The organism is Arthrobacter sp. zg-Y820, assembly GCF_030142155.1.
Lineage (GTDB): Bacteria > Actinomycetota > Actinomycetes > Actinomycetales > Micrococcaceae > Arthrobacter_B.
In genome coordinates this window covers 687491-708232 of the sequence record NZ_CP126247.1, presented here as the reverse complement: position 1 = coordinate 708232, position 20742 = coordinate 687491, and the positions used below count along the sequence as shown (strand labels likewise).

Genomic DNA, 20742 nt, shown 5'->3' with positions numbered 1-20742 from the left:
TTTGGGCGGCACCGGTCAGTGCCTGAGCCTAAACCCGCCGCACGTGCTCCGGCGTCAGCTCCGCAAGGCTGGTGACGCCGAGCAGCTGCATCACGGTCGTCATCTCGGTGCGGAGCAGCTCCAGCGTGCGCTCGGCGCCCTGCCGCCCGCCGGCCATCAGCCCGTACAAATAGGCGCGGCCGATCAGGGTGAAGTCGGCGCCTGCGGCGATGGCGGCAACGATGTCGCCGCCGGACATGATGCCCGAATCCAAGATGATCTCGGCGTCGGGCCCGACGGCGGCGCGGATGGCGGGCAGGATGCGCAGCGGCACGGGAGCCCGGTCCAGCTGCCGGCCGCCGTGGTTGGACACCACGATTGCGTCCGCGCCGCGGGCAAAGACCTCAACAGCGTCGGCCGGGTTCTGGATGCCCTTGACGATGAGCTTGCCCGGCCACGTTTCGCGCAGCCAGCCCAGGTCCTCCATGTTCAGGGATGGTTCAAACATGGTGTTCACGGTCTCGGCCAGGGACACCCGCTCCCCCTCGAAGTTCGCGAACCCCAGCGGTTTGGTGGTCAGGAAGTTGAACCACCACTCCGGCCGGTAGGAGGCGTCCAGGACGGTCTTCGGCGTCAGGGTGGGCGGCATGGTCATGCCATTGCGGGTGTCCCGGAGCCGGGCGCCGGCCACCGGGGTGTCCACGGTGACGATCAACGCGCCGTACCCGGCGGCCGCTGCACGGCTCACCAGTTCCCGGGACCGGCCGCGGTCCTTCCAGAGGTAGAGCTGGAACCATTTGGCGGCGTCGGGCACGGTCTCGGTGAGTTCCTCGATCGATGCCGTGCCCATGGTGGAGAGCGAGAACGGAATGCCGAACGCGGCAGCGGCCTGCGCTCCCCCGATCTCGCCCTCGGAATGCATCAGCCGGGTCAGGCCCGTGGGAGCGATGCCCACCGGCATCGCCGCTTCGGTACCGGCGATCTTGGTGCTCAGGTCCACGCTTGTGACATCGCGCAGCACGTTCGGCACGAATTCGACGTCGTCGAACGCCGCGCGGTTGCGGCGCAGCGTCTGCTCGCCGAAGGATCCGCCGTCCACGTAGTCGAAGGCAGCCGTGGGAATCCGCCGCTTGGCGATGTCCCGCAGCTCCCAGACGTTCGTCGCCTTCGCCAGCCGTGCGCGCCGGCGGTCGAGGTCAAAGGGCTTGAACTGGATGAGGCCGCGGAGTTCGGAGTACTGGGGAATTCGGCGTTTCATGGCTGCTTTCTGGCTCGGTGTGACGCCAGTCTAGGACGGCCGGGACGCCGGGCAGCAGTGGGAAACCGTTCGTTACGGCAGCTAGCCCGCGGCCGGCCTCGGGCTGCCGCTCGTGACCTCAATGTCCGTGACCTCCCGCCATACGGGCCGCCGTCGGGTTTTCCTCAGTGGAGGTTTAGCTTCGCTCGCTGCGATGCTTGCACGGGCTGAGACGGGTAGTCACTGCGTCTGCCAGCTCGCCTCCGTCCTTGCGAAGCTGGTGAAGCTACGGAGAACCCCAGGCCGACCAGGGCCAGGACCAGCTACACGTAATTAACGAGCGGGATCCAAAACAGTACCAGTGCAACGATTCCCAGGATCAGGCCTGCCAGAGCGAGGACGTTAACGTCGTTGGATTGCGGTTCCCACTCGGCCCATTCGATGGTCTTCTCCGTGATGCGGGTGATCTTGACGTTGCGGTGGATCTTCACGCTGCTGCGTCTCGTGCAGCAGCGTCACGTTGCGGCCGCGCTCGGCGAGCTCAAGACCCATCAGCGAACCGACGGCGAGGCCCACTTGCGTGCCCCGGTCCTGGACGCCCGTGACCGGATCCTGGAAACCCTCACGTATCTGCGTTCCGGCTCTCTGCCAACATCGGGGTGCTGATGCGGATGGCCGCGGCCTGCACCCTTTACCTCCGCAACGCACCTGGTGGTCAGGTCTACCCAGGGGTCGCCTGCGTCGGTGCGGGTCCGCGAAGGTGCTGCCAGCACGCGGCGGACGAACGCGAGACCTTGTCCGCGCCCGCGGACGCTCCTACTGTTGAACGACCGGATAACCGCCCCCACAGCTGTTCAGGGACTGATGTTTGCTCCTGCGGCGCCCGAACCCCTGCGAGGCAATTATGGGAACGCAGCCGAATGATCCGTTTCACGACTATGGGCAGGGATATCCGTCTCCGCCGCAAGGACCGCAATCCAACGATGGCAAGGGCCTCGCGCTGGCAGGCCTGATCTTGGGAATCATTGCACTGGTGCTGTTTTGGCTCCCGCTCATTAACTTCCTGTCGCTGCTCTTGGCCTTGGTGGGTCTGGGGCTCTCCATCGCTTCGCTGGTTATTGTCCGACGAAGGGGTTCCGCCCAGGGCCTGTCCGTTGCTGCCGTGGTTGTCTCCGCAGTGGCGCTGGTGGCAGCTATTCTTGCCACTGTTTTATGGAGCGCACTGTTCAACGCAGTGGACGAGGAAGTGGACACTCCTTTGTCCCCGGTCACCGCTCCCGCCACGGTTTCCCCAACCCCCGCCCCTGCGGATACCTCCACCGCCACTCCCACCCCAACTTCCGGTCAGGGACAGACGTCCGAGGCACCTGCCTTCCCGGGAGCAGAAGACAGCGATGCGGTCGGGCTGGCAGGTGAAGCCCTGGTTCTGGGCGACGTCACCGTCACCTCTACACCGCTGACTGACGGCGATTCGACGTTGAGGCCGACCTTGTGCACAACGGCAACTCTTCAGAACAATTCAGATGAAACTATCGATTTCAACATCTTTGATTGGAAGCTGCAGTCGCCGTCGGGGACTATTCGGAATTCGACAGGACTGGGAACTGACAACTCGTTGTCCAGCGGCGAGGTGGCGCCAGGAGGAACTGCCACCGGAGACGTCTGCTTCGACAATGATGCTGCTCAAACCGGACAATTCGTTGTCCTCTACGAACCCATCTTCCCCTTCTTCTCAGACAGGGGTGCGTGGATCAACGATCTGTAGGCACGCCCCAGGAATCCGGAACCGGGCAGGCATTGAGCGGTAATCCCCAGTTAGACAGAAGGCTGGGCGCCTCGTTCGACAAGAACGAAAGCGCCCAGCCTTTCTGTCTGCGGAACTCGCCTAGACCTCGGTGGTCACCTTCCACGAGGAGTGGATGGCGCCGTGGATGTAGTTGACCTCGCCGGCGTCACCGACGACGTCGACGTCGAAGCCCGCGGCCCGCAGCTCGTCCGCCAGGGGTGCGGCCGCCGTCGTGCCGTCGGCATAGACCACCATGGAGGCGGGTGCGGAGAAGCTCTGCTGGCTCTCGCCCTCCCCCTCGGTCCATTCCACGGTCTTCTCGGTGATGCGGGTGACCGAAACGTTGCGGTGAATCTGCACGCCGTGCGCCTTGGCGTCGCGCACCGCGGTCCAGCGGCGCGGCATGGCCAGCGGCAGGCCGAGCTGCTGCGTCTCGTGCAGCAGCGTCACCTTGCGTCCGCGCTCGGCGAGGAACTCGGAGAGCTCCAGACCAACCAGGGATCCGCCGATCACCACCACATCCTTGCCCATCGGCAGCCAGGCCTTGGTGAACTGGCGGACAAATTCCGGGCTCTTGGTGACGCCGGAGAGGCGGCCGAGCTTGCCCAGGGTGCTCAGCACCGGGCCGGCCTCCTCGGCGGTCGCGGTGCCGAGCATCATGGCCCGCAGCGTGTCGCCGGTCTGCACGTTCGGCAGGTCGCCGCCGGGGAAGTCGGGCTTGGGCCGGACGGCACCGGTGGCGACGATGACCTGGTCCGGGTTCAGCGCGCGGATGGATTCCACGGTGGCCGGAGTGTTGAGCTTGACCGCGATGCGCAGGCGCTTGATCTCGGACTTGAACCACTTCAGCAGGCGTTCGTTGTCCGGGGTGGTCATGGTGGAGAACCACATGGTGCCGCCGAGGCGGTCCGACTTGTCTAGCACGGTGACCCGGTGGCCGCGTTCGGTCAGTACCCGGGCGCTCTCCAGGCCGGCCGGGCCGGCACCGACAACCACCACGTGCTTGGTCGAGGAGGCGGGCTTGAGCGGCAGCAGCGCCTCGTTGCCGAGGGCCGGGTTGACCGCGCAGAAGGGTGTGTCGTCGAAGAAATTTTCCGCCACGCACAGGTAGCAGTTGATGCAGGGGCGGACCTGGTCGAAGTTGCCGTCGCGGATCTTGTTGGGCAGCTCCGGGTCGGCCAGCAGCTGGCGTCCCATGGCGGCGAAGTCGATGTCTCCCGCGGCCAGCGCCTTTTCTGCGATTTCCGGCAGCATCCGGCCGACGGCGATGACCGGGACCGTGACGTGCTTCTTGATCTCGGCGGCGTTCTTCAGGTAGGCACCGACCTTGTTGGGCAGCGGGCCGTCGGTGAAGTTATCGAACGGGTTGCGGCCCCATCCGGTGACGTGGATGGCGTCGGCGCCGGCCTGCTCAAACAGCTTGGAGGCCTCGATGGCTTCCTCCAGGGTGAGGCCGCCTTCCTGCCCGTACTCCTCGCCGGAAATCCGGACCAGGATGGCCAGCTTCTCGCCGACGCGTTCCCGCACGGCGCGGATGACGTCGCACGCCAGCCGGGCGCGGTTGGTCAGCGGGCCGCCGTACTCGTCGGTGCGCTTGTTGTCGCGCTGGTTCAGGAACACCCCGAGGATGTAGCCGTGCGCAACGTGGATTTCGATGGCGTCGCAGCCGGCCTTGGCGACGCGTTCGGCGGCGTCGGCCCAGGTGGAGATCAGCGCGGAAATGTCCGCGGCCGTCATGTCGTGGTAGACAACCTGCTTGCCGGCGGTGGCGGCGCCCATCTTGCGCAGCTCAGCCGGGGTGCTGTCGGCCAGCGCCGACATGTCGTACTTGTAGTCCGGCTGGTTGGGGGCCAGCACCGGCCGGTCGTTGGCGGTGTCGACGCGGGCTACCTTGCCGTGGTGCGTGGACTGGATGCAGATCTTGCTGCCGGCCGCGTGCACCGCGTCGGCGAGCGCCTTGAGGCCCGGAATGAACTTGTCTTCCGACAGGCCCGGCTCCTTCATCGACGCCGCACCGTAGGGGAAATCAATGGCGCAGGCACCGGTAATGATCAGCCCGGCACCGCCGGCGGCGCGGGCCACATAGTGATCGATCTCGGGCTGTTCAATCTCGCCGTGCGCGGAGACATTCATGTCCATCGCAGGCAGGACGATCCGGTTGTGCGTTTCCATTGAACCGATGCGTCCCGGGGCCATCAGGTGAGGAAAAGTTTTGGTATTCACTCTCGTATATTAGCGCTTTTGTTTACGTTGTAAACGCGCGGTGGTGCGCTACTTGGACCAGGCGGCACGCGAACGACGACGTCGGCGCACGCGCACGTCGAGCGTCGCCGCACGCGTTCCCACCCTCTGTGACAGGTGTTGCCTCTTGTGGTCCCACCCACCCCAGAAGTTCACGAACGGTGGGAACCTGTGCGCGGCGAAACCGCTCCGAAGAACGATGCGTCCCGAACCAGGCCGCAGTACGGCAGTCGCCGCTGTCAGGTAAGTCCGAGAAAACAGCAGAAGGTAACCAGCCCGAGTGCTGCGCCGGACACGGCCTCCCACCAGGTGTGTTGGCGAAGGGTCACCCGGCTGAGCATCATCAGCGGCGGCAGGACTAGCAGCCAGGCCCAGGCGCCCCCGAACAGTTCCGCCACCCAGAGCACGGCGAAGGTCAGCACCGACACATGGGCCGAAACGTCGAGCCAGCGCCGGAAAAACACCAGCCCCACGTTGCCGATCAGAAACGCTGCCACGGTCTCCGGAACCGGCGGTGCCAAGGGAAGCAGGTAACTGACAACGACGCCGACAAGCATCAGGACAGCCACGATACTGACCCGCAGACTGTCGGGAAGGCCGCGGCGCCGGAACAGCGGCTTGGTTCCCTTGTAGACCAGCCCCGGAACCCCGACGATGCCCGCCAGCAGGACGGTCACCCCCACCGGACCCAGCCCGGCGGTGATCCCGGCGGTGACCACCACGGCGGCCAGCACCAGGGCCGGCGGCAGGAGCCGGGAGACCCAGGCCGACGCCGGCGCCCGTGTGCCGGGCCAGCTCTCCGTTGTCTTGACTCGTATCCCGGTCTTCACGCGCATCACGGCAGCAGCATCGCGGCGGCGAAGGCCAGGCATCCGGCCGCGTGCCCGGCCAGGACCTGGGTGGGTGTGTGGTCCCCGAGCTTGACCCGGGACCATCCCGTCACCGACGCCAGCAGCAGGGTCAGGGCCGCGCCGAACGCGGGTATCGGCGCCAACAAGGACAGCCCGACGTAGGCGGCCACCGCGGAATGCACCGACAGCTTCCACACCAGATTCGCCGCCAGGCACAGCATCATGCCAATGAACACCCCGCCAATTTCGCCGAAGAGAGCAGCCGGTGCGTCCAGGAGAAGCAGGATCAACGCGCCGATGCCCAGCGACACCGCCGACGCGGCCAGGATCGGAGCCCGCTGGGTCCGCACCCCCACATGGTGGTCGGTGACGGAACCCCGCCGCTTCAGCCACAGGATTCCGGCAAAGGGCAGTCCCACGGTAAAGAGCGCTGCCACGATGCCCTGCGCCCAGGTCACCCCGGGGCTGAGCAGCGGCTGCAGCAGCAGGAGGATGCCCACCAGGACGGCCGGGGCGGAGGTTTCGGTCACGATTCGCGCCAGCCGGGTCGACGCGGCGTAGGCACGGGATGTGGGGATATACAGGGTTTCGGGCATCAGGCGATTCTACTGGCACAGTGCAGTTGCCAACCGCCTCTGTGTGATCCCTTGCCTCACGGAACGGTCGGGGAACCTTCTGGGTACTACCGGCCAGCCTCTGCCACAAACCGCACCTTGGGGTCCCGGATGATCGCCTTACGCCTAGGTGCTGAGGCTTCCCAGAGCCTTGATTGAGTCGTACACGAGGCTCGAGATAATTCCCATAAGCACCGCCTTTCCATCCACGCCAATTTTGTCAAAGAGAAGTTTTGTTAGAACCCTATATTTTGCAACAAGCTGGGGAACGAAATTTACTACAACTACAATCACTAGCAGACCAATAACTGCGAAAATTTCCCGCAGCATCAATCCCGGAATCGAACCGGCCATGAATTCCATGGCTAGCAAGCACCAACACCTAGACGTAAGGTGAACGCCAAGACTATAGCACACATTTGAATCGATTCCCGACTGCTCGTCTTGTTGTAGAGGATGGGGCTGGTATGCATCGTCACTACCCGCGTGACATCGATGCCGGACTGAGCAACGATATGCACATGAATCATATTGATTTGAAGGGGATGACGCTGTCGGAATTGCTCCAGCTGCGCAATGCAATCGATATAGAGATCGCCGCACGAGGACACACCCGAACTGCATCGTCGCTCGCCGGTGAGCTCATTGAACGGACAGTATCGGTCGCCTACAGCGGCGAACTTGTGAAGGTTGGATCGAAATCGGTGGATGTTGTAACGGGTAACGGGCGCCGTCTTCAGGTCAAAACTCGCTCCCTACCGAGGGGCGACCTGCGGCACTGGGCGTTTAGCAACTTCGACTTTGATGCCGCGATTGTCGTAGCCGTTGATCGGGAGACGTTGACTGTCGATTGGGCTCGAGAACTATCGAGTAACGAGGTACGCACGCTCGCGCGGCCGCATGCAACCGACGGTTGGCGCCTTGGAATGGCCACCGGAAGAAGCGAAGGTATCGATGTCACTGATCCACTACGGCGCGCTTTTCAGAAACTCTCATAGATCGCGTGGTTACACTTGCGAAACTTCTGCGGACTCTGGATGGCGTTTGCAAGAACTTGCCGCAGCCGCGGACGCAGGCTCGGTGAGCACATGGTGCCGGCCCAGCGGCAGCATCAGCGGCTTGCCGGAGGACGGATCCGTGATCACCATGTTCTCCATCCCGAACACGGTCCGCACGGTCTCCTCGGTCAGCACGTCCTCCGGCCGGCCGGCGGCGTGCAGCTTCCCGTCGGCCACGGCCACCAGATAATCCGCGTACCGGGCGGCCAGGTTCAGGTCGTGCAGCACCATGACGATGGTGGTGCCGCGGGAGCGGTTCAGGTCAGTGAGCAGGTCCAGCACCTCAATCTGGTGGCTGACGTCCAGGAACGTGGTCGGCTCATCCAGCAGCAGCAGGTCGGTCTGCTGCGCCAGCGCCATGGCGATCCAGACCCGCTGCCGCTGCCCGCCGGAGAGTTCGTCCACGGCCCGGGCCGCCTGCTCGGCGGTAGCGGTGGCGTCGAGCGCTGCGGCGACGGCGGCGTCGTCGTCGGTGCTCCAGCGCGAGAAGATGCCCTGGTGCGGATGCCGGCCGCGGCCCACCAGGTCGGCGACCGTGATGCCCTCGGGCGCGATCGGTGACTGCGGCAGCAGCCCCAGCGTGCGGGCCAGCTGCTTGGCGGGAATCGAGTGCACCGCCTTGCCGTCCAGCAGCACGTGTCCGGCGCGCGGGGCGAGCAGCCGGGACATCGAGCGCAGCAGCGTGGACTTGCCGCAGGCGTTGGCGCCGATGATCGCGGTGACCTTGCCCGCCGGCACCACCAGGTCCAGGGAGTCGATGACCGTGCGGTCGCCGTAGCCCAGCGTGAGGTTTTCGATGTTCAGGGAATGGGATGCGGTCACAGCGAGGCTCCTGCGCGGTTGACGCGGACAATGAGGTAAACGAGGAACGGGGCGCCGAGCACGCCGGTGATGATACCCACCGGCATCCGGGACCCGAACGCGTACTGGCCGCAGAAGTCGGCGACGAGCACCAGCAGCGCGCCCACCAGTGCGGCCGGCACCAGCAGCGACGGGCCGGGGCCGACCAGCCGGGCGGCGATCGGCCCGGAGAGGAACGCGACAAAGGCAATCGGTCCGGCGGCCGCGGTGGCGAAGGAAATGAGCCCGACGGCGGCCACGATCACCACAATCCGGGTCAGCCCCACGCGCACGCCGAGCGCTGACGCGGCGTCGTCGCCCAGCCGGGTCACGGCCAGGTTCTTCGACTGGCCCAGCAGCACCGGCGTCAGCACCAGCATCGCGGCGAGCACCGGCAGCACCTGGTTCCAGGACGCACCGTTGAGGCTGCCGGTCAGCCAGCGCATCGCCTCCTGCAGCTCCCATTCCGGCGCCTGGTTCAGCACATACGCGGTGACCGAATCCAGCATTGCGGCGATGCCGATGCCCACCAGGATCAGCCGGGTGTCGGCCACTCCCCTCTTGTAGGAGAGCGCGTAGACGGCCAGCGCCACCACCAGTCCGGAGACGATGGCGAACGTGGACACCGCGGCGCCGCCCAGCCCGAGGCCGACGATGGCGAACGCCGCGCCCGCGCCGGCTCCGGAGCTGATGCCGATGATGTCCGGGCTGGCCAGCGGGTTGCGCAGCATGGTCTGGAACGCGACGCCGGCCAGGCCGAAGCAGGCGCCGGTCAGCACGGCGAGCACCGCGCGCGGCAGCCGCAGCCGGCCGACGGCGAAGGAGGCGCCGGGCACGTCGTGCCCGAGGATCACGTTGATTACGTCCGCCGGGGCGTAGAAGGTGCGCCCGGCCATCAGGCTCAGCGCGAAGACGGCCACGATGCCCACGGCCAGCAGGGTGACCACCAGGCGGTAGCGGCGGCTAGCACCATGGCGGACGCGGGCGACGGCGGCGCGGGTGGTTTCGGCGCCGGCGCCGGCCGCCGTCGTCGTCTTCCTTCCAACGGAGGCTGTGGAGGACAGTCCAGTGCTCACAGGGCACGCACCTTCTGTCGGCGGACGATGTAGATGAAGAACGGGGCGCCGATCAGCGCGGTGATGATGCCGACGTCGATCTCCGCGGGCCGGGCGATGATCCGGCCGAGGACGTCGGCGGCGGTCACCAGGGCGGCGCCGGCGACGGCGGAAAAGGGCAGGAGCCAGCGGTGGTCGACGCCGACCAGCAGCCGGCAGGCGTGCGGCACCACCAGGCCGACGAAGGCGATGGGTCCGGTGACGGCGGTGGACGCGCCGCAGAGGATGACGGCGCCGAGCGAGGCGGAGCCGCGGGCCAGGGCCACGCGTTCGCCCAGTCCGGCGGCGAGTTCGTCGCCGAGGGCCAGCGAGTTCAGGCCGCGGGCGGAGAGCAGGCAGATGCCGAAGCCGACCAGCAGGAAGGGCAGGATCTGCCCGATGCTTTCGTACGAGCCGCCGCCCACGCCGCCGATCTGCCAGGAGCGCACTCCCCCGGCCAGGTCGTTGCGCGGCAGCACGATGGCGCTGACGAAGGACGCCAGCGCGGCGGAGGTGGCGGCGCCGGCCAGCGCGAGCTTCAGCGGGGTCGCCGCGCCGCGGCCCAGCGAGCCGACGGTGTAGACGAAGCCGGCGGTGAGTGCGGCGCCGGCAATGGCGAGCCAGATGTAGCTGGAGCCGGCGGCCAGGCCGAAGAACGCCATGCCCGCGACGATGGCGAGTGAGGCGCCCATGTTGATGCCGAGGATGCCGGGGTCGGCCAGCGGATTGCGGGTCACGCCCTGCATCACGGCGCCGGAGATGCCCAGCGCGGCGCCGGCGACGACGGCGAGCAGGGTGCGCGGAATCCGCTTGGCCACCGCTGCCTCGTCAAAGCCCTCGGCCGAGCCGCCCAGGGCGGCGAGAATGTCGTTCCAGCCGACGTCGCGCGCTCCGACGGTGACCGAGGCCAGCATCAGGGCGGCGAGCACGGCCAGGGAAATCAGGAGCCAGAGCGCACGAAGACGCCCCGGGCGCCGCCGTGCAGTTATGTCCTGTGCGGCGGTTCCCGGGGCTTCTTCGGCCGCAGCCCCGGCGGGTGCCGGGGCTGCGGTGTGATGCGGCGTCACTGGATTATTCGGTGTCACGGGGTGGTGCTGTGTCACTTCGCTTTGGTGGCTGCGTCGGAGATCAGGGACAGGTAGTCGTCCAGGACCCAGGAGATGGCCAGCGGCGTCGGGTTCGCGGCGGTGCCCAGCGGCTTGTCGCCCGGCAGGCTGACAATGGCGCCGTTGGCGACGGCGGGCATCTGCGAGAGCAGCGGATCCCCTTCCAGGGCGGTGACCAGTTCTTCGCCGCCGTAGGTGACGATGATGTCGACGTCGCTGAACGCGTCGGCCTGCTCCGCGCTCTGCGTCAGGGAGAACTTGTCGGTGGCGTCGGAGGCGGTCTTGACGCTGTCCGCCACGTCCATGCCCAGGTCCTCGAAGAACATGGTGCGGGTGTCGTGCGTGGTGTAGAAGCTGACCTCGCTGAGATCGGTGGGGTCAACGTGGGTCAGGAACATGGCGTTCTTGCCCTCGAGCGCCGGGTACTTGGCGGCGGCGTCGGACATTTCGGTCTCGAGGCCGGCAATCAGGTCCTTGGCTTCCTGCTCCATGCCGAGGCCCTCGGCGTTCATCTCGATCATTTCGCGCCAGGACGTGCCCCACGCGGTTTCCGGGTAGGCGACAACGGGAGCGATTTCGCTCAGGGTGTCGTAGTCCTCCTGGGTCAGGCCGGAGTAGGCGGCGAGGATGACGTCGGGCTTCGTTTCGGCAACGGCTTCGAAGTCGATGCCGTCGTTCTCGTCGAAGAGCACCGGTGCGTCGCCGCTGAGTTCCTCAAGCTTCTCCTCGACCCACGGCAGGATGCCGTCGCCGTCGTCGTCGCCGAAGTTCGCGGCTGCCATGCCCACCGGGACGATGCCCAGGGCCAGCGGCACTTCGTGGTTGGCCCAGTTGACCGTGGCCACGCGCTCGGGCTTGGTTTCGATGGTGGTGGTGCCCAGGGCGTGCTCGATGGTGATCGGTTCAAAGGTGGCGGCAGTGGCTTCGTCGCCGCTGGCCTCCGTGGAGGAGCAGGCTGCCAGGCCGGTGGTGAGCAACGCTGCTGCACAAACGGCGGTGATTCGTGTAAGGCGCAAGGTGGTATTCCTTCGTCAAGTGGGGAGCAACCCGGCGGATCACCGAAGCGCGCCGGGGGCATCGCACTGGTTTTAGGGTCGCCTAACTCCCTAAGAGTAAGGGATGCCTAACCATACGTGGGGCAGTTGAGAAAAATGTGACGCGGAGTGTCGCGGCTCCCGGATCGGGTGGACCCGCCAGCTGCCACAGAGGGACTGCGGGGTGCCGCCACGTGCGTGGCCGGAAAATCGTCAGACAACGAAAACTACGGTATATTCCCGCGGGGTGAATGCCCCAAAAAACTTACGGCCAGAGACTTAAGCGGGAACACGATGTCCACGTTGGATCACATGAAAACGCCTGAAGCCAACTATGACCCTTACAAGCGGGGTGAACCGGTGAAAAAGGCCGGCCGGGCGTGGCTCAAATATCTGCGCCTCATCATTGAGGCGGCCCTTGTTCTCACCATCGTTTTCCTGCTCACCAATGGTGATGCTGGAGCGGATTCCGTTTCCGTTCCTGCAGCGGGCAGTTCAGCGCGGCAGGAAGCGTCGGAAGAGTCGAAGCCGGACCCCCAGGCATCGCCGGCCTATCCCGGCGCGGAAGCCAGCGATGTGGTGGCGCAGGGCGGTGAGTCCCTGGAGCTGGACGGCGTGACAATCACCGCCACCGCGCTGAGTGAGGGCGACTCCTCTCCTGGCTCTTACCCGACCCTTTGTGCAAGCGTCACAATGGAGAATAATTCAGGCGCCACGGCCGAATTCGACTCTTTCGACTGGAATCTTCAGACGCCCACGGGAGTGATTGACTACAGCAGCCATTACGGTAGCGACAGTTTGCTGCGAACCGGAAAAATCGCCTCGGGAGGCACCGCCAGCGGCGACGTGTGTTTCACGCACGACTCGCCGGAAGCGGGAGATTACTTAGTGCTTTACACGCCCAGCCCCACAGCGCCGGACTATGAAGAGCCCGAGGGACGCGGCGTCTGGGTCAACAACCGGTAAGGCCTTTTCCGCCTCGGCCTGCCTCGGCCGGTTTCCGTCCTGATTCTCCCCAGCTGCTCCCCCGCCGGGACCTCAGTCGATGGGGTCCCGCGCTAACGGATCTGACCGCGGCCGATTGGCCGAGTGAGATCTTCAAGCAATGCATCAAGTCTGTCGACCGGCGCCCACCCGTTGACCGCGATGCTGCCGGTGGGGCCGATCCGAAGTTCCAGACGATCCGGCAGCGCGGTCAGGCTTTGTTCCAAGTCGCTGTAGCGGTCCGTGAGGAAGTGGAAGCGCTGATTGGCGGAGCCGACCCATGGCCGCACCAGATCGGGTTGGTCCGCCTGATAGGGGCCGTCAACGAGCAGGTCGGTCGCGGCCAGCAGCGCTGCTGCTCCCTCCGGGCCCAGCCTGCTTTCCAAATGCTCACGTTCATATCCGGTGAAGACCATGACCGACAGCCCCTGGCTGCGCACGGTTTCAGCCAGCGAGGCAAAGGCCGGTGCCTGCTCGAACGGCTCCCCGCCCAGCAGGGTGATGCCCTCCGCCTCCGAGTAAATGGCTTGCTGGGCAAGCTCCTCCACCGCCGTCTCTCGTCCGCCCTCAGGGTTCCAGTAATGCGGGTTGAAGCAGCCGCTGCACCGGATGCTGCAGCCCTGCGCCCAAATCGCGAAACGGGTACCCGGCCCTTCCGCCGTCGTCCGCGGTATTACCGAAGCAATCCTCACGCGGCTTTGCTGCTGGTCAGTAGTCAAGGCGGCGGATCCCCGGCTTGTCAGTTGGCCTGCCGGGCGGCGGAGGAGTGTGCCCGAATGTCACCAATCCCCGAAACCGAATGAGTTCATGCGGCTGCAGGGCGGCTTTCCGAACCATGTCGTCCAGATCGCGGAAGGCGCCCTGCCGTTCGCGCGCAGAGACAACACGTTCCGCCAGTGAGGCGTCGATTCCCGGCAGGGCTGACAGCTCCCTGCCGGTGGCTGCGTTGACATCGAGGAGTCTTCCGGGCTCGGGAGTCTCCCCCGGTTGGCGGACCGGCGGTGGGGTTGGAAAAGGCGGTGGGGCTGCGGAGCCGCCGGCAGGAGGCGGCGCGTAATACTCGGCGCCGCTCACACCCATCGTTCCTTGGTCGGCCGACGACGGCGGCCGGGCCGGAGAGCCGGCCGACGGCGGCTGGGCGGGTGCACCCTGCCCCTGGGCGCGAGCGGCTGATTGGAGATACCAGGGACGAGCGGAGGCCCGCCAAAGCAGATAGTCGAAGTTCAAAATGAAGCCGTACACGATTTCGCCCAGCCATACGAGAATGATGAGCCCGCCAAACCGTGAAGTATCGATGAAGAGAAGCATGCCGGAGGCCAAAAAGGTCACCGCGCAGGCTATCCAGAACTTCCGGGTGCGGACCCTCAGCGCCACATAGACAAACCCGACAAAGGAAAAAATGCCCAACCCAAAGATGGGCGCCAGCAGCCATGCGCTGTGAAGGATGCGCCATTTTCCGCTGGCCAGGCGTGCAACCGATTCAGGGGTGGCGGAGTTCATTGTCCTCCTCGATGATGTCCCGGCTTTCGGCCGGCGCCTCCTCGTATTCCTTCGTGAAGCTGCTGGTGACGGTCTGCGCCCCGAGCAGGTCTTCCAGAACTTCGATGCTGTCCAAGCATTTGGTGCCTTTGATGCCCGAGGTCTCTGCCTGGATTGCCCCGTCGGGGGAAACCCGGATGATGATTTGCTCGTTTCCCATTATTTTGTCCCTTCGACGTTCAGCACGAGCGTCACGCTGTCGTCGTCTTCCACGGTCTCCGACGCCACTGTCATTCCCGCCGAGGGAGCCTTTTCACGCAGCCGGGCGAGGACCGCCTGCTGCACCTGCCGCCCATAGGCAAGGTCGATGGCGGCAACAATGTCCGCCGCTCTCTTTTCGTCGATGTCACCGGTGAAGTCCACTTGCCAGATTCCCTGCTCGTTCCGGTGGAACACCGCGCGCACTCCAAGCCAGTCGGCAGTAATGGTGTCCGCGGCCGGGCTGACTGTCGCATTCGTGTCAGCGAGCGCCGCCGCCAGCAACCCGGCGTCGCGCATTCTGGTCTGTACCTGGCACATGCGCTGGCCCTGCGCATCAGTCTCCGTGCGTCCGATCTTGAAGGCACCAACAGCTGCAATGGCCATCGGAACGAGCAGCAGGGAAATGCTCATTAGAAGTCCACCAATCTTCCACCGCGGGAATAGGACGTGTCCGGCGACGCCCCGGCCGGCGGAAGGTCCGACGGCGCACCCGCGCCGTGGCCTGTTGCTTCCGTGTAGCCTGCCAGGTCCTCCGCTGCCGTGGCCGCGACGGCCCGGTCTGCTGCCCAGGTGCGCACCGCAGCAATCTGCTCGGCTTGGGTAACGCTCAGCGGGACCATGTTCCTGATCGCCCGATGGAGGTCCTCATTCTCCAGCCGCCGCCGTTCGGCAAAGGCATCGAAGAGGGCAGCAACAACACCCTGTTCAATCTCAGCGCCGGAATACCCTTCGGATACCTTCGTGAGTCCGTCCAGCAGATCGTCGGTTATCTCCAGCGCACCCGCCCTGCTCGCTTTCAGGCGTTTGCCGAGGTGAAGCTCCCAGATTTCGCGGCGTTCCTGGCTCGTGGGCAGGTCCACGAAGAAGATCTCGTCGAACCGGCCCTTGCGGAGCAGTTCCGGCGGCAGCCGGTCCACCTTATTTGCTGTCGCGATGACGAAAACCGGTGCGGTTTTCTCCTGCATCCAACTGAGGAATGATCCGAAGACGCGGCTGGACGTGCCGCCGTCGCCGCCGTCTCCCCCGGTCCCCGAGAATCCCTTCTCAATCTCGTCCAGCCACAGCACGCACGGTGCGGAAGCCTCAGCCGTGCGTATCGCCGTCCTCATGTTCTGTTCACTCGATCCGACCAGGCCCGCGAATATCTTTCCGATGTCCAGCCGCAGCAGGGGAAGTTCCCAGGCCGCCGCAATGGCCTTGGCAGTCAGCGACTTGCCGCAGCCGGGCACCCCGGTCATCAGGACGCCTTTGGGCGCCGGAATGCCGTATTGCGCTGCTTCGTCAAGCCACGAACCGTTTCGTTTAGCCAGCCAGCGTTTCAGGTTCTGCAGGCCGCCCACATCGTCGAGGTTCAAATTCACGTCCACGAACTCCAGCAGCCCGGCCTTCCGGACAATCTGCTTCTTCTCATCCAGGATGACGCGCACGCTGTCATTCGACAGGACGCCGTCGTCGACCATGGCCCGGGCGAAAGCATTGGTGGCCTCGTTTAGGGTGAGGCCGAGGGCTGCCTTGGCCAGGCGTTCGCGACCCACCGCGTCGATGTCGATGCGGATACGGCTGTCCACGGAGCTGTTGGCCGCGATCATCTCGTCCAGGACCTCTCGTATTTCCTGTTCGCTGGGCAGCGGGAAATCAAGCAGCGTGATGTCCTTCTCGAGGTCATCGGGGATCCGCAGGTGCGGCGCCACGATCATGAGGACTCTCGCCGCTGCACCGCTTTGGAACGCGCCGGCGACATCGCGGAGCAAGCGGACAAGCTGCGGATCGGCCGGACGGCGGTCATCTCCCAGATGGGCATGAAGATCAAGCATGACGAAGACACCCGGATTCTCGTGGCCCAGGGCCCATTGGACGGCATCCTTCGGATCCCGGGTGCCCTTCTGGACGGAGCCGTCCGGCCCCACAAACCCCTGCGTACTGCTCCAGACAAAAACCGGCCGGACCGTGCGCATGACGTGCGGATCGGTCGCAACGGAGCGGATCTCAGCAAGCACCCGGTGCTCTTCAAAGGACTCGGTGTAGAGGATCGGGAACCGAGCTCGAAGCAGCAGGGCGAGCGCCTCCCGGAAATTCGATTGTCGAACTGCCATCGATTACTCCCTCACGGGCGCACGTGCTCCGGCGTCAGCTCAGCGAGGCCGGTGACGCCGGAGCATGTGCATGACCACGGGCATTTCGTTTTGCATTAGTTTCAGTGTGCGCTCGGCACCCTGAAACCCGCCAGCCATCCGGCAGCCATCCGGCGCCTGGCGCGTGCTCTATCCAGGCGGGAAAGATCCAGGCGGGAAGGCTGGGAAAGCCAGGCCGGCCCTAGTCTCCGTCGCAGGCCACGCCGTCCCCATCGCGGTCCAGCCGGTCCTGCCATCCGTAGTCCCCGGGATGGATGGGCGCGGCTCCGGCTTCCCGCACGGCGGTGCAGTTCGGATAGGTGAAGTTATCCGCTGCCGGCTGTTCCTGCTGTGCCTGTCCCTGCTGCTGCTCCTGCAGCTCCTGTCCCTGCACGTAGGTCTCCACGCCCTCGGTATCCACCGGGCTGATCTCGAAGGCGGATTTTGCCCCGTCCGGCCAATGAGTAACCTCTTTGGCATTTGCGTCAACGGAGATAATCGGCCCGCTCTCGAACGTCTTGAGGGCCCAAACTCCTGTCTGCTCCGCCCCGTCGGGCAGCTGATACCGCATGGCGACCATGTAGAAGCCCTGATGTTTCTGAGACTTGAGTGCGGCGCCTTCGATCGGGGTAATCGGCAGATAGTCTTCCGCGCCGTCCGCTATCATTTCCAGCGTTTCCGCCGACACCGGGATGGGTGTTGCAGGAGTTTCTTCCTCAGTGGCGGGTTCTGCCTGTGTAGTTTCCGGGGCGGGCGCCGTCGCCGTCGTCTCCGGGGCGGGTTCTGCCTGTGTAGTTTCCGGGGCGGGCACCGTTGGCGTCGCCTCCGGGACGGGCGCTGTCGCCTCCGGGACGGGCGCCGTCGCCGTTACCTCGGGTGTGTGCGCTACTTGCGTGGGCTCGGTGGTGGGGGCGGTGTCTGATCCATCCGTCAAAGCCCCAACCCCAGCGGCCAGAACAGCGCCGATAACGAGTGCAGCGGTTTTACGTTGCACGGTTCCTCTCTCCCTTCCGGGCGTAACTCGTTCCTTACCTTTCAAGGTTAGGGGGAATCACCACGCAGCCGGGGGCCTCTGTTGAGAGGGTCACACTAAGGGTGCATACCGCAGGACGCGGCACGCCCTCTGCTCAAAGCGCTATCCAGCCCCGGGTCAGGGCGAGCACGCCTGCAACGGCTCCTGCCAATGTAATGAGGAAAAGGAACAGCTCCCCTCCCCGGAAGACGCGCTGCCCTTGTTCACGGCGCGCGATCACGAACAGGACGGTGGCGGGGGCGTAGAAGATCATCGAAAGCAGCACCAGAGGCAGCCCGGCGGCATAGACCAGGAACACTGAATAAATGGTGGCAATGACGGCAATGGTCAGGTCGCCCCGCCGGATGCGGCTCGGGGCTCCTTCATACGTTTCCCCGCTCCAGCCGAGCTTGAGGGCGTAGAGGGCTGCGAAAAGGAGGGAAAACAACGTCAGGACTGCGGTCATGTCCAGTGCGAAGTCGAAGGCGTCCTCGGAGAAGTAGGTGATGACCATTACCAGCTGGCTGAGCAGGGTGCTCAGCAGCAGGGCGTTGACCGGGACATCGTCATCGCTGACCCGGGACAGGAACCGCGGCATGTCCTTCTCCGTAGCCGCCACGTACAGGACCTCCGCTGCCATCAGGCTCCAGGCCAGATAGGCACCCATCACCGAAATGATCAGGCCTGCGCTGACGAACACCAACCCCCAGGTCCCCACTCCCGATTCCAGGACACCCGCCATGGATGGTTGGCGCAGCTCGGCGAGCTGTTCCATCGGCAGGACCCCGTAGGAAACGATCGTGACCGAGGCAAAGATGGCAAAGACGCTCAGAAAGCCGAGGATAGTGGCCCGGCCAACGTCCTCCCGCCGTCGGGCATGGCGCGAATACACGCTGGCACCTTCAACACCGAGGAAAACGAACACCGTCACCAGCATCGTGTTGCTGACCTGCTCGAACAGCGGCCCCGTATAGTCCGCCCCGGTAAGGTTTCCCGCGAAGACAGCGGGGTCGAACAGGAAGACAGCAAACAGCACGAAGACCAGGATGGGAACAACCTTGGCGATCGTGACTATCCGGTTAATGGCCGTGGCTTCTTTGATGCCGCGCCTGATCAGGAAGAAGAATCCCCACAGCCCGGCTGAGGACAGCACGACGGCGAGGAGGGTGTCCCCTGCGCCCAACTGCGGAAACAGGGCTCCCAGCGTGGACATGGTGAGCACCCAGTAGGTGACGTTTCCCACGCAGGCGCTGGCCCAGTAACCCGCTGCGGAGAAGAACCCCACGTAATTTCCGAAGCCGGCCTTGGCGTAGGAGAAGATCCCCGCATCAAGCGCCGGCTTGCGCATGGACAGCCGCTGGAAGACGAAGGCCAGCATCAGCATGCCCGAACCCGCAATCAGCCAGGCGACCAGCGCACCCCACACCCCGGTTTCCTCGGCGAAGCGCTGGGGCAGGGAAAACACCCCGGCCCCGACCATGGACCCGACCACCACAGTGGTGAGGGTCAGCAGGGAGAGTTTGGCCGCTGGGGCCTTCTCCCCTGAAGCAGGCGGATTAGACATAGTTTCTTTCCAATCGGGGGTGGCGGCCGCTGAGGCAATACCGGTTAGACAACAGGAGGGGCGGATCGCTTCCTGCGGGGGATCCTCCGTCAGCAGCTCACCATTATCTTCTCAGAAGGAGACTGCGGGGTCCGAATCAGCGGCCACCGCCTCGACGGTCAAATGCCAGCCGCCGCATCCGGCACGCCGTCGTCGTTAGTCGATGGGATCGCGGATGATCGGGCAGGTCATGCAGTGGCCGCCGCCGCGGCCGCGGCCGAGTTCGGCGCCCACAATGGGGATCACCTCGACGCCGGCGTTCCGCAGCGCGGCATTGGTCTGGGTGTTGCGGTCGTAGGTGAGCACCACTCCGGGTTCCAGCGCGACGGCGTTATTCGCGCTGTCCCACTGCTGCCTTTCGGAGGCGGAGTAGTCGCCGGCTGTCTCCACCAGACGCAGCTGCTTGAAGCCCAGGGAGTCCGCTACGACGTCGACAAAGCGGCGGTCGCGGTGATCCTGCACCACCAGGCCGGGGCTTTTGTCCGAGGGGTGGAGGGTGAAGGCGTGGATGCCGTCCACGATGGCCGGGTGGATGGTGGCCAGGTCCCGGTCGGCGAAGGTGAACACGGTGTCCAGGTGCATTGCGGCGCGCAGCTTGGGCATGCCGGCGACGACGATCCGCTCGGCGCTTTCCGCGGCGAACAGCTTCTGCGCGAGCTGGGTGATGGCCTGGCGGGAGGTGCGCTCACTCATGCCGATCAGCACGGTGCCGTTGCCCACCGGCATGACGTCGCCGCCCTCCAGGGAGGCCTGGCCCCAGTCCTGTTCCGCGTCGCCCCACCACACGGCGGACCCGGTGTACTCCGGATGGAACTGGTAGAGCGCCTGCATCAGCAGGGTCTCGTCGTGGCGTGCCGGCCAGTACAGCGGGTTCAGCGTCAGTCCCCCGTTGATCCAGCAGGTGGTGTCGCGGGTGTAGAGGGTGTTGGGCAGCGGCGGCAGCAGGTATTCGGGCCGGCCCAGGGATTCCCGGGCCAGGGAGATGTAGTCGGTGCGGTAGTCGGCGGGAAGGTCCGACGTCGCCAGCCCGCCGATGAGGTAGCGTGCCAGTTCCGGTCCGGTCAGCGAATCCAGGAAGGCCCGGGTGCCGGAGACCAGTCCCAGTCCGACCCGGTTGGCGATGATTTTCCGGTCCAGCAGCCAGGCCCGGGCCTCGGGCATGTCCATGGTCTGTCCGAGCAGGTCGTGGAGTTCGACGACGTCCACGCCGTGGTTTTGCATCTTGGTGACGAAGTCGGCGTGGTCGCGCTGGGCGTTTTCCACCCACATCACGTCGTCGAACAGCAGGTCTGCCCGGTTGCTGGGGGTGAGCCGTTCGTGGGCCAGGCCCGGCGAGCAGACGAGAACCTTGCGCAGTTTGCCGACCTCCGAGTGCACCCCGTAAGAGAGGGCGGTGGGAGCGGAGGTTGGGGAAAGCATGGGGTTCTCCTTGGACGTACGGGCTGCTTCTTT

At 65.4% G+C, this 20742-nt stretch carries 22 protein-coding genes; 4 read left to right on the top strand and 18 right to left on the bottom strand.

Annotated elements, in window-relative coordinates; all coding sequences use genetic code 11:
• Window positions 1-28: 28 nt before the first annotated feature.
• Entirely contained in the window at window positions 29-1237 is a 1209-nt protein-coding gene (locus QNO08_RS03180; protein WP_229964469.1) for an alpha-hydroxy acid oxidase, read from the bottom strand.
• Between the two features lie 302 nt (window positions 1238-1539).
• Entirely contained in the window at window positions 1540-1707 is a 168-nt protein-coding gene (locus QNO08_RS03175; RefSeq protein ID WP_229964468.1) for a hypothetical protein, read from the bottom strand.
• A 13-nt stretch (window positions 1708-1720) separates the two neighbouring features.
• Between QNO08_RS03175 and QNO08_RS03170 the strand changes: the two genes are divergently transcribed.
• Complete coding sequence (locus QNO08_RS03170) at window positions 1721-1882, top strand: hypothetical protein (RefSeq protein ID WP_229964467.1); 162 nt, start codon at window positions 1721-1723, stop codon at window positions 1880-1882.
• Window positions 1883-2120: 238 nt separating this feature from the next.
• Window positions 2121-2981 (top strand): DUF4352 domain-containing protein, encoded by an 861-nt coding sequence (locus QNO08_RS03165; RefSeq protein WP_229964466.1) that lies wholly within the window; start codon window positions 2121-2123, stop codon window positions 2979-2981.
• Window positions 2982-3101: 120 nt separating this feature from the next.
• On the opposite strand, the gene QNO08_RS03160 is transcribed toward QNO08_RS03165, so the two are convergent.
• The 4 genes from QNO08_RS03160 to QNO08_RS03145 form a co-directional block, all read right to left on the bottom strand.
• Window positions 3102-5198, bottom strand: a complete 2097-nt coding sequence (locus QNO08_RS03160; RefSeq protein ID WP_269439124.1) for an FAD-dependent oxidoreductase — start codon at window positions 5196-5198, stop codon at window positions 3102-3104.
• A gap of 284 nt (window positions 5199-5482) precedes the next feature.
• Entirely contained in the window at window positions 5483-6082 is a 600-nt protein-coding gene (locus tag QNO08_RS03155) for a hypothetical protein (RefSeq protein WP_229964464.1), read from the bottom strand.
• Window positions 6079-6690, bottom strand: a complete 612-nt coding sequence (locus QNO08_RS03150; RefSeq protein ID WP_229964463.1) for a phosphatase PAP2 family protein — start codon at window positions 6688-6690, stop codon at window positions 6079-6081. The genes QNO08_RS03155 and QNO08_RS03150 overlap by 4 nt, the downstream gene beginning before the upstream one ends.
• Window positions 6691-6834: 144 nt before the next feature.
• On the bottom strand, window positions 6835-7071 hold the full coding sequence (locus QNO08_RS03145; protein ID WP_229964462.1) for a hypothetical protein: 237 nt from the start codon (window positions 7069-7071) through the stop codon (window positions 6835-6837).
• Window positions 7072-7175: 104 nt separating this feature from the next.
• On the opposite strand from QNO08_RS03145, the gene QNO08_RS03140 reads away from it, so the two are divergent.
• Window positions 7176-7706, top strand: coding sequence for a hypothetical protein (locus tag QNO08_RS03140; RefSeq protein ID WP_229964461.1), 531 nt, complete (start codon window positions 7176-7178; stop codon window positions 7704-7706).
• 9 nt (window positions 7707-7715) lie between these two features.
• Here QNO08_RS03140 and QNO08_RS03135 read toward each other — a convergent pair whose 3' ends face one another.
• From QNO08_RS03135 to QNO08_RS03120, 4 genes are read right to left on the bottom strand one after another with little or no spacing between them, the layout of a single operon-like run.
• Entirely contained in the window at window positions 7716-8588 is an 873-nt protein-coding gene (locus tag QNO08_RS03135) for an ABC transporter ATP-binding protein (RefSeq protein WP_229964460.1), read from the bottom strand.
• Complete coding sequence (locus QNO08_RS03130; protein ID WP_229964459.1) at window positions 8585-9682, bottom strand: FecCD family ABC transporter permease; 1098 nt, start codon at window positions 9680-9682, stop codon at window positions 8585-8587. Before QNO08_RS03130 ends, QNO08_RS03135 begins: the two co-directional genes overlap by 4 nt.
• A complete protein-coding gene (locus tag QNO08_RS03125) occupies window positions 9679-10785 on the bottom strand; it encodes a FecCD family ABC transporter permease (protein WP_284155638.1) in 1107 nt (368 codons plus the stop codon). Before QNO08_RS03125 ends, QNO08_RS03130 begins: the two co-directional genes overlap by 4 nt.
• 14 nt (window positions 10786-10799) lie before the next feature.
• On the bottom strand, window positions 10800-11822 hold the full coding sequence (locus QNO08_RS03120) for an iron-siderophore ABC transporter substrate-binding protein (protein WP_229964457.1): 1023 nt from the start codon (window positions 11820-11822) through the stop codon (window positions 10800-10802).
• A gap of 312 nt (window positions 11823-12134) precedes the next feature.
• On the opposite strand from QNO08_RS03120, the gene QNO08_RS03115 reads away from it, so the two are divergent.
• Window positions 12135-12806, top strand: a complete 672-nt coding sequence (locus QNO08_RS03115) for a DUF4352 domain-containing protein (protein ID WP_229964456.1) — start codon at window positions 12135-12137, stop codon at window positions 12804-12806.
• 92 nt (window positions 12807-12898) lie between these two features.
• On the opposite strand, the gene QNO08_RS03110 is transcribed toward QNO08_RS03115, so the two are convergent.
• The 8 genes from QNO08_RS03110 to QNO08_RS03075 all read right to left on the bottom strand — a co-directional run bounded on the left by QNO08_RS03110 (window position 12899) and on the right by QNO08_RS03075 (window position 20709).
• Window positions 12899-13516 (bottom strand): 4Fe-4S single cluster domain-containing protein, encoded by a 618-nt coding sequence (locus QNO08_RS03110; RefSeq protein WP_229965022.1) that lies wholly within the window; start codon window positions 13514-13516, stop codon window positions 12899-12901.
• Between the two features lie 16 nt (window positions 13517-13532).
• The gene (locus QNO08_RS03105; RefSeq protein ID WP_229964455.1) at window positions 13533-14324 is read right to left on the bottom strand and encodes a ComEA family DNA-binding protein; all 792 of its coding nucleotides are present in this window, start codon (window positions 14322-14324) and stop codon (window positions 13533-13535) included.
• On the bottom strand, window positions 14305-14523 hold the full coding sequence (locus QNO08_RS03100; protein ID WP_229964454.1) for a DUF2997 domain-containing protein: 219 nt from the start codon (window positions 14521-14523) through the stop codon (window positions 14305-14307). The genes QNO08_RS03105 and QNO08_RS03100 overlap by 20 nt, the downstream gene beginning before the upstream one ends.
• Window positions 14523-14975: a hypothetical protein gene (locus tag QNO08_RS03095; RefSeq protein WP_229964453.1), complete on the bottom strand. Its 453-nt coding sequence runs from the start codon at window positions 14973-14975 to the stop codon at window positions 14523-14525. Before QNO08_RS03095 ends, QNO08_RS03100 begins: the two co-directional genes overlap by 1 nt.
• Window positions 14975-16657 carry a Ycf46 family AAA ATPase gene (locus QNO08_RS03090; protein WP_229964452.1) on the bottom strand — a complete coding sequence of 561 codons (1683 nt, stop codon included), beginning with the start codon at window positions 16655-16657 and terminating at the stop codon, window positions 14975-14977. Before QNO08_RS03090 ends, QNO08_RS03095 begins: the two co-directional genes overlap by 1 nt.
• Window positions 16658-16877: 220 nt before the next feature.
• The gene (locus QNO08_RS03085; RefSeq protein ID WP_229964451.1) at window positions 16878-17609 is read right to left on the bottom strand and encodes an excalibur calcium-binding domain-containing protein; all 732 of its coding nucleotides are present in this window, start codon (window positions 17607-17609) and stop codon (window positions 16878-16880) included.
• Window positions 17610-17802: 193 nt separating this feature from the next.
• Window positions 17803-19251 (bottom strand): basic amino acid/polyamine antiporter, encoded by a 1449-nt coding sequence (locus QNO08_RS03080; RefSeq protein WP_229964450.1) that lies wholly within the window; start codon window positions 19249-19251, stop codon window positions 17803-17805.
• Window positions 19252-19446: 195 nt separating this feature from the next.
• Complete coding sequence (locus tag QNO08_RS03075; RefSeq protein ID WP_229964449.1) at window positions 19447-20709, bottom strand: arginine deiminase; 1263 nt, start codon at window positions 20707-20709, stop codon at window positions 19447-19449.
• Window positions 20710-20742: the final 33 nt, after the last annotated feature.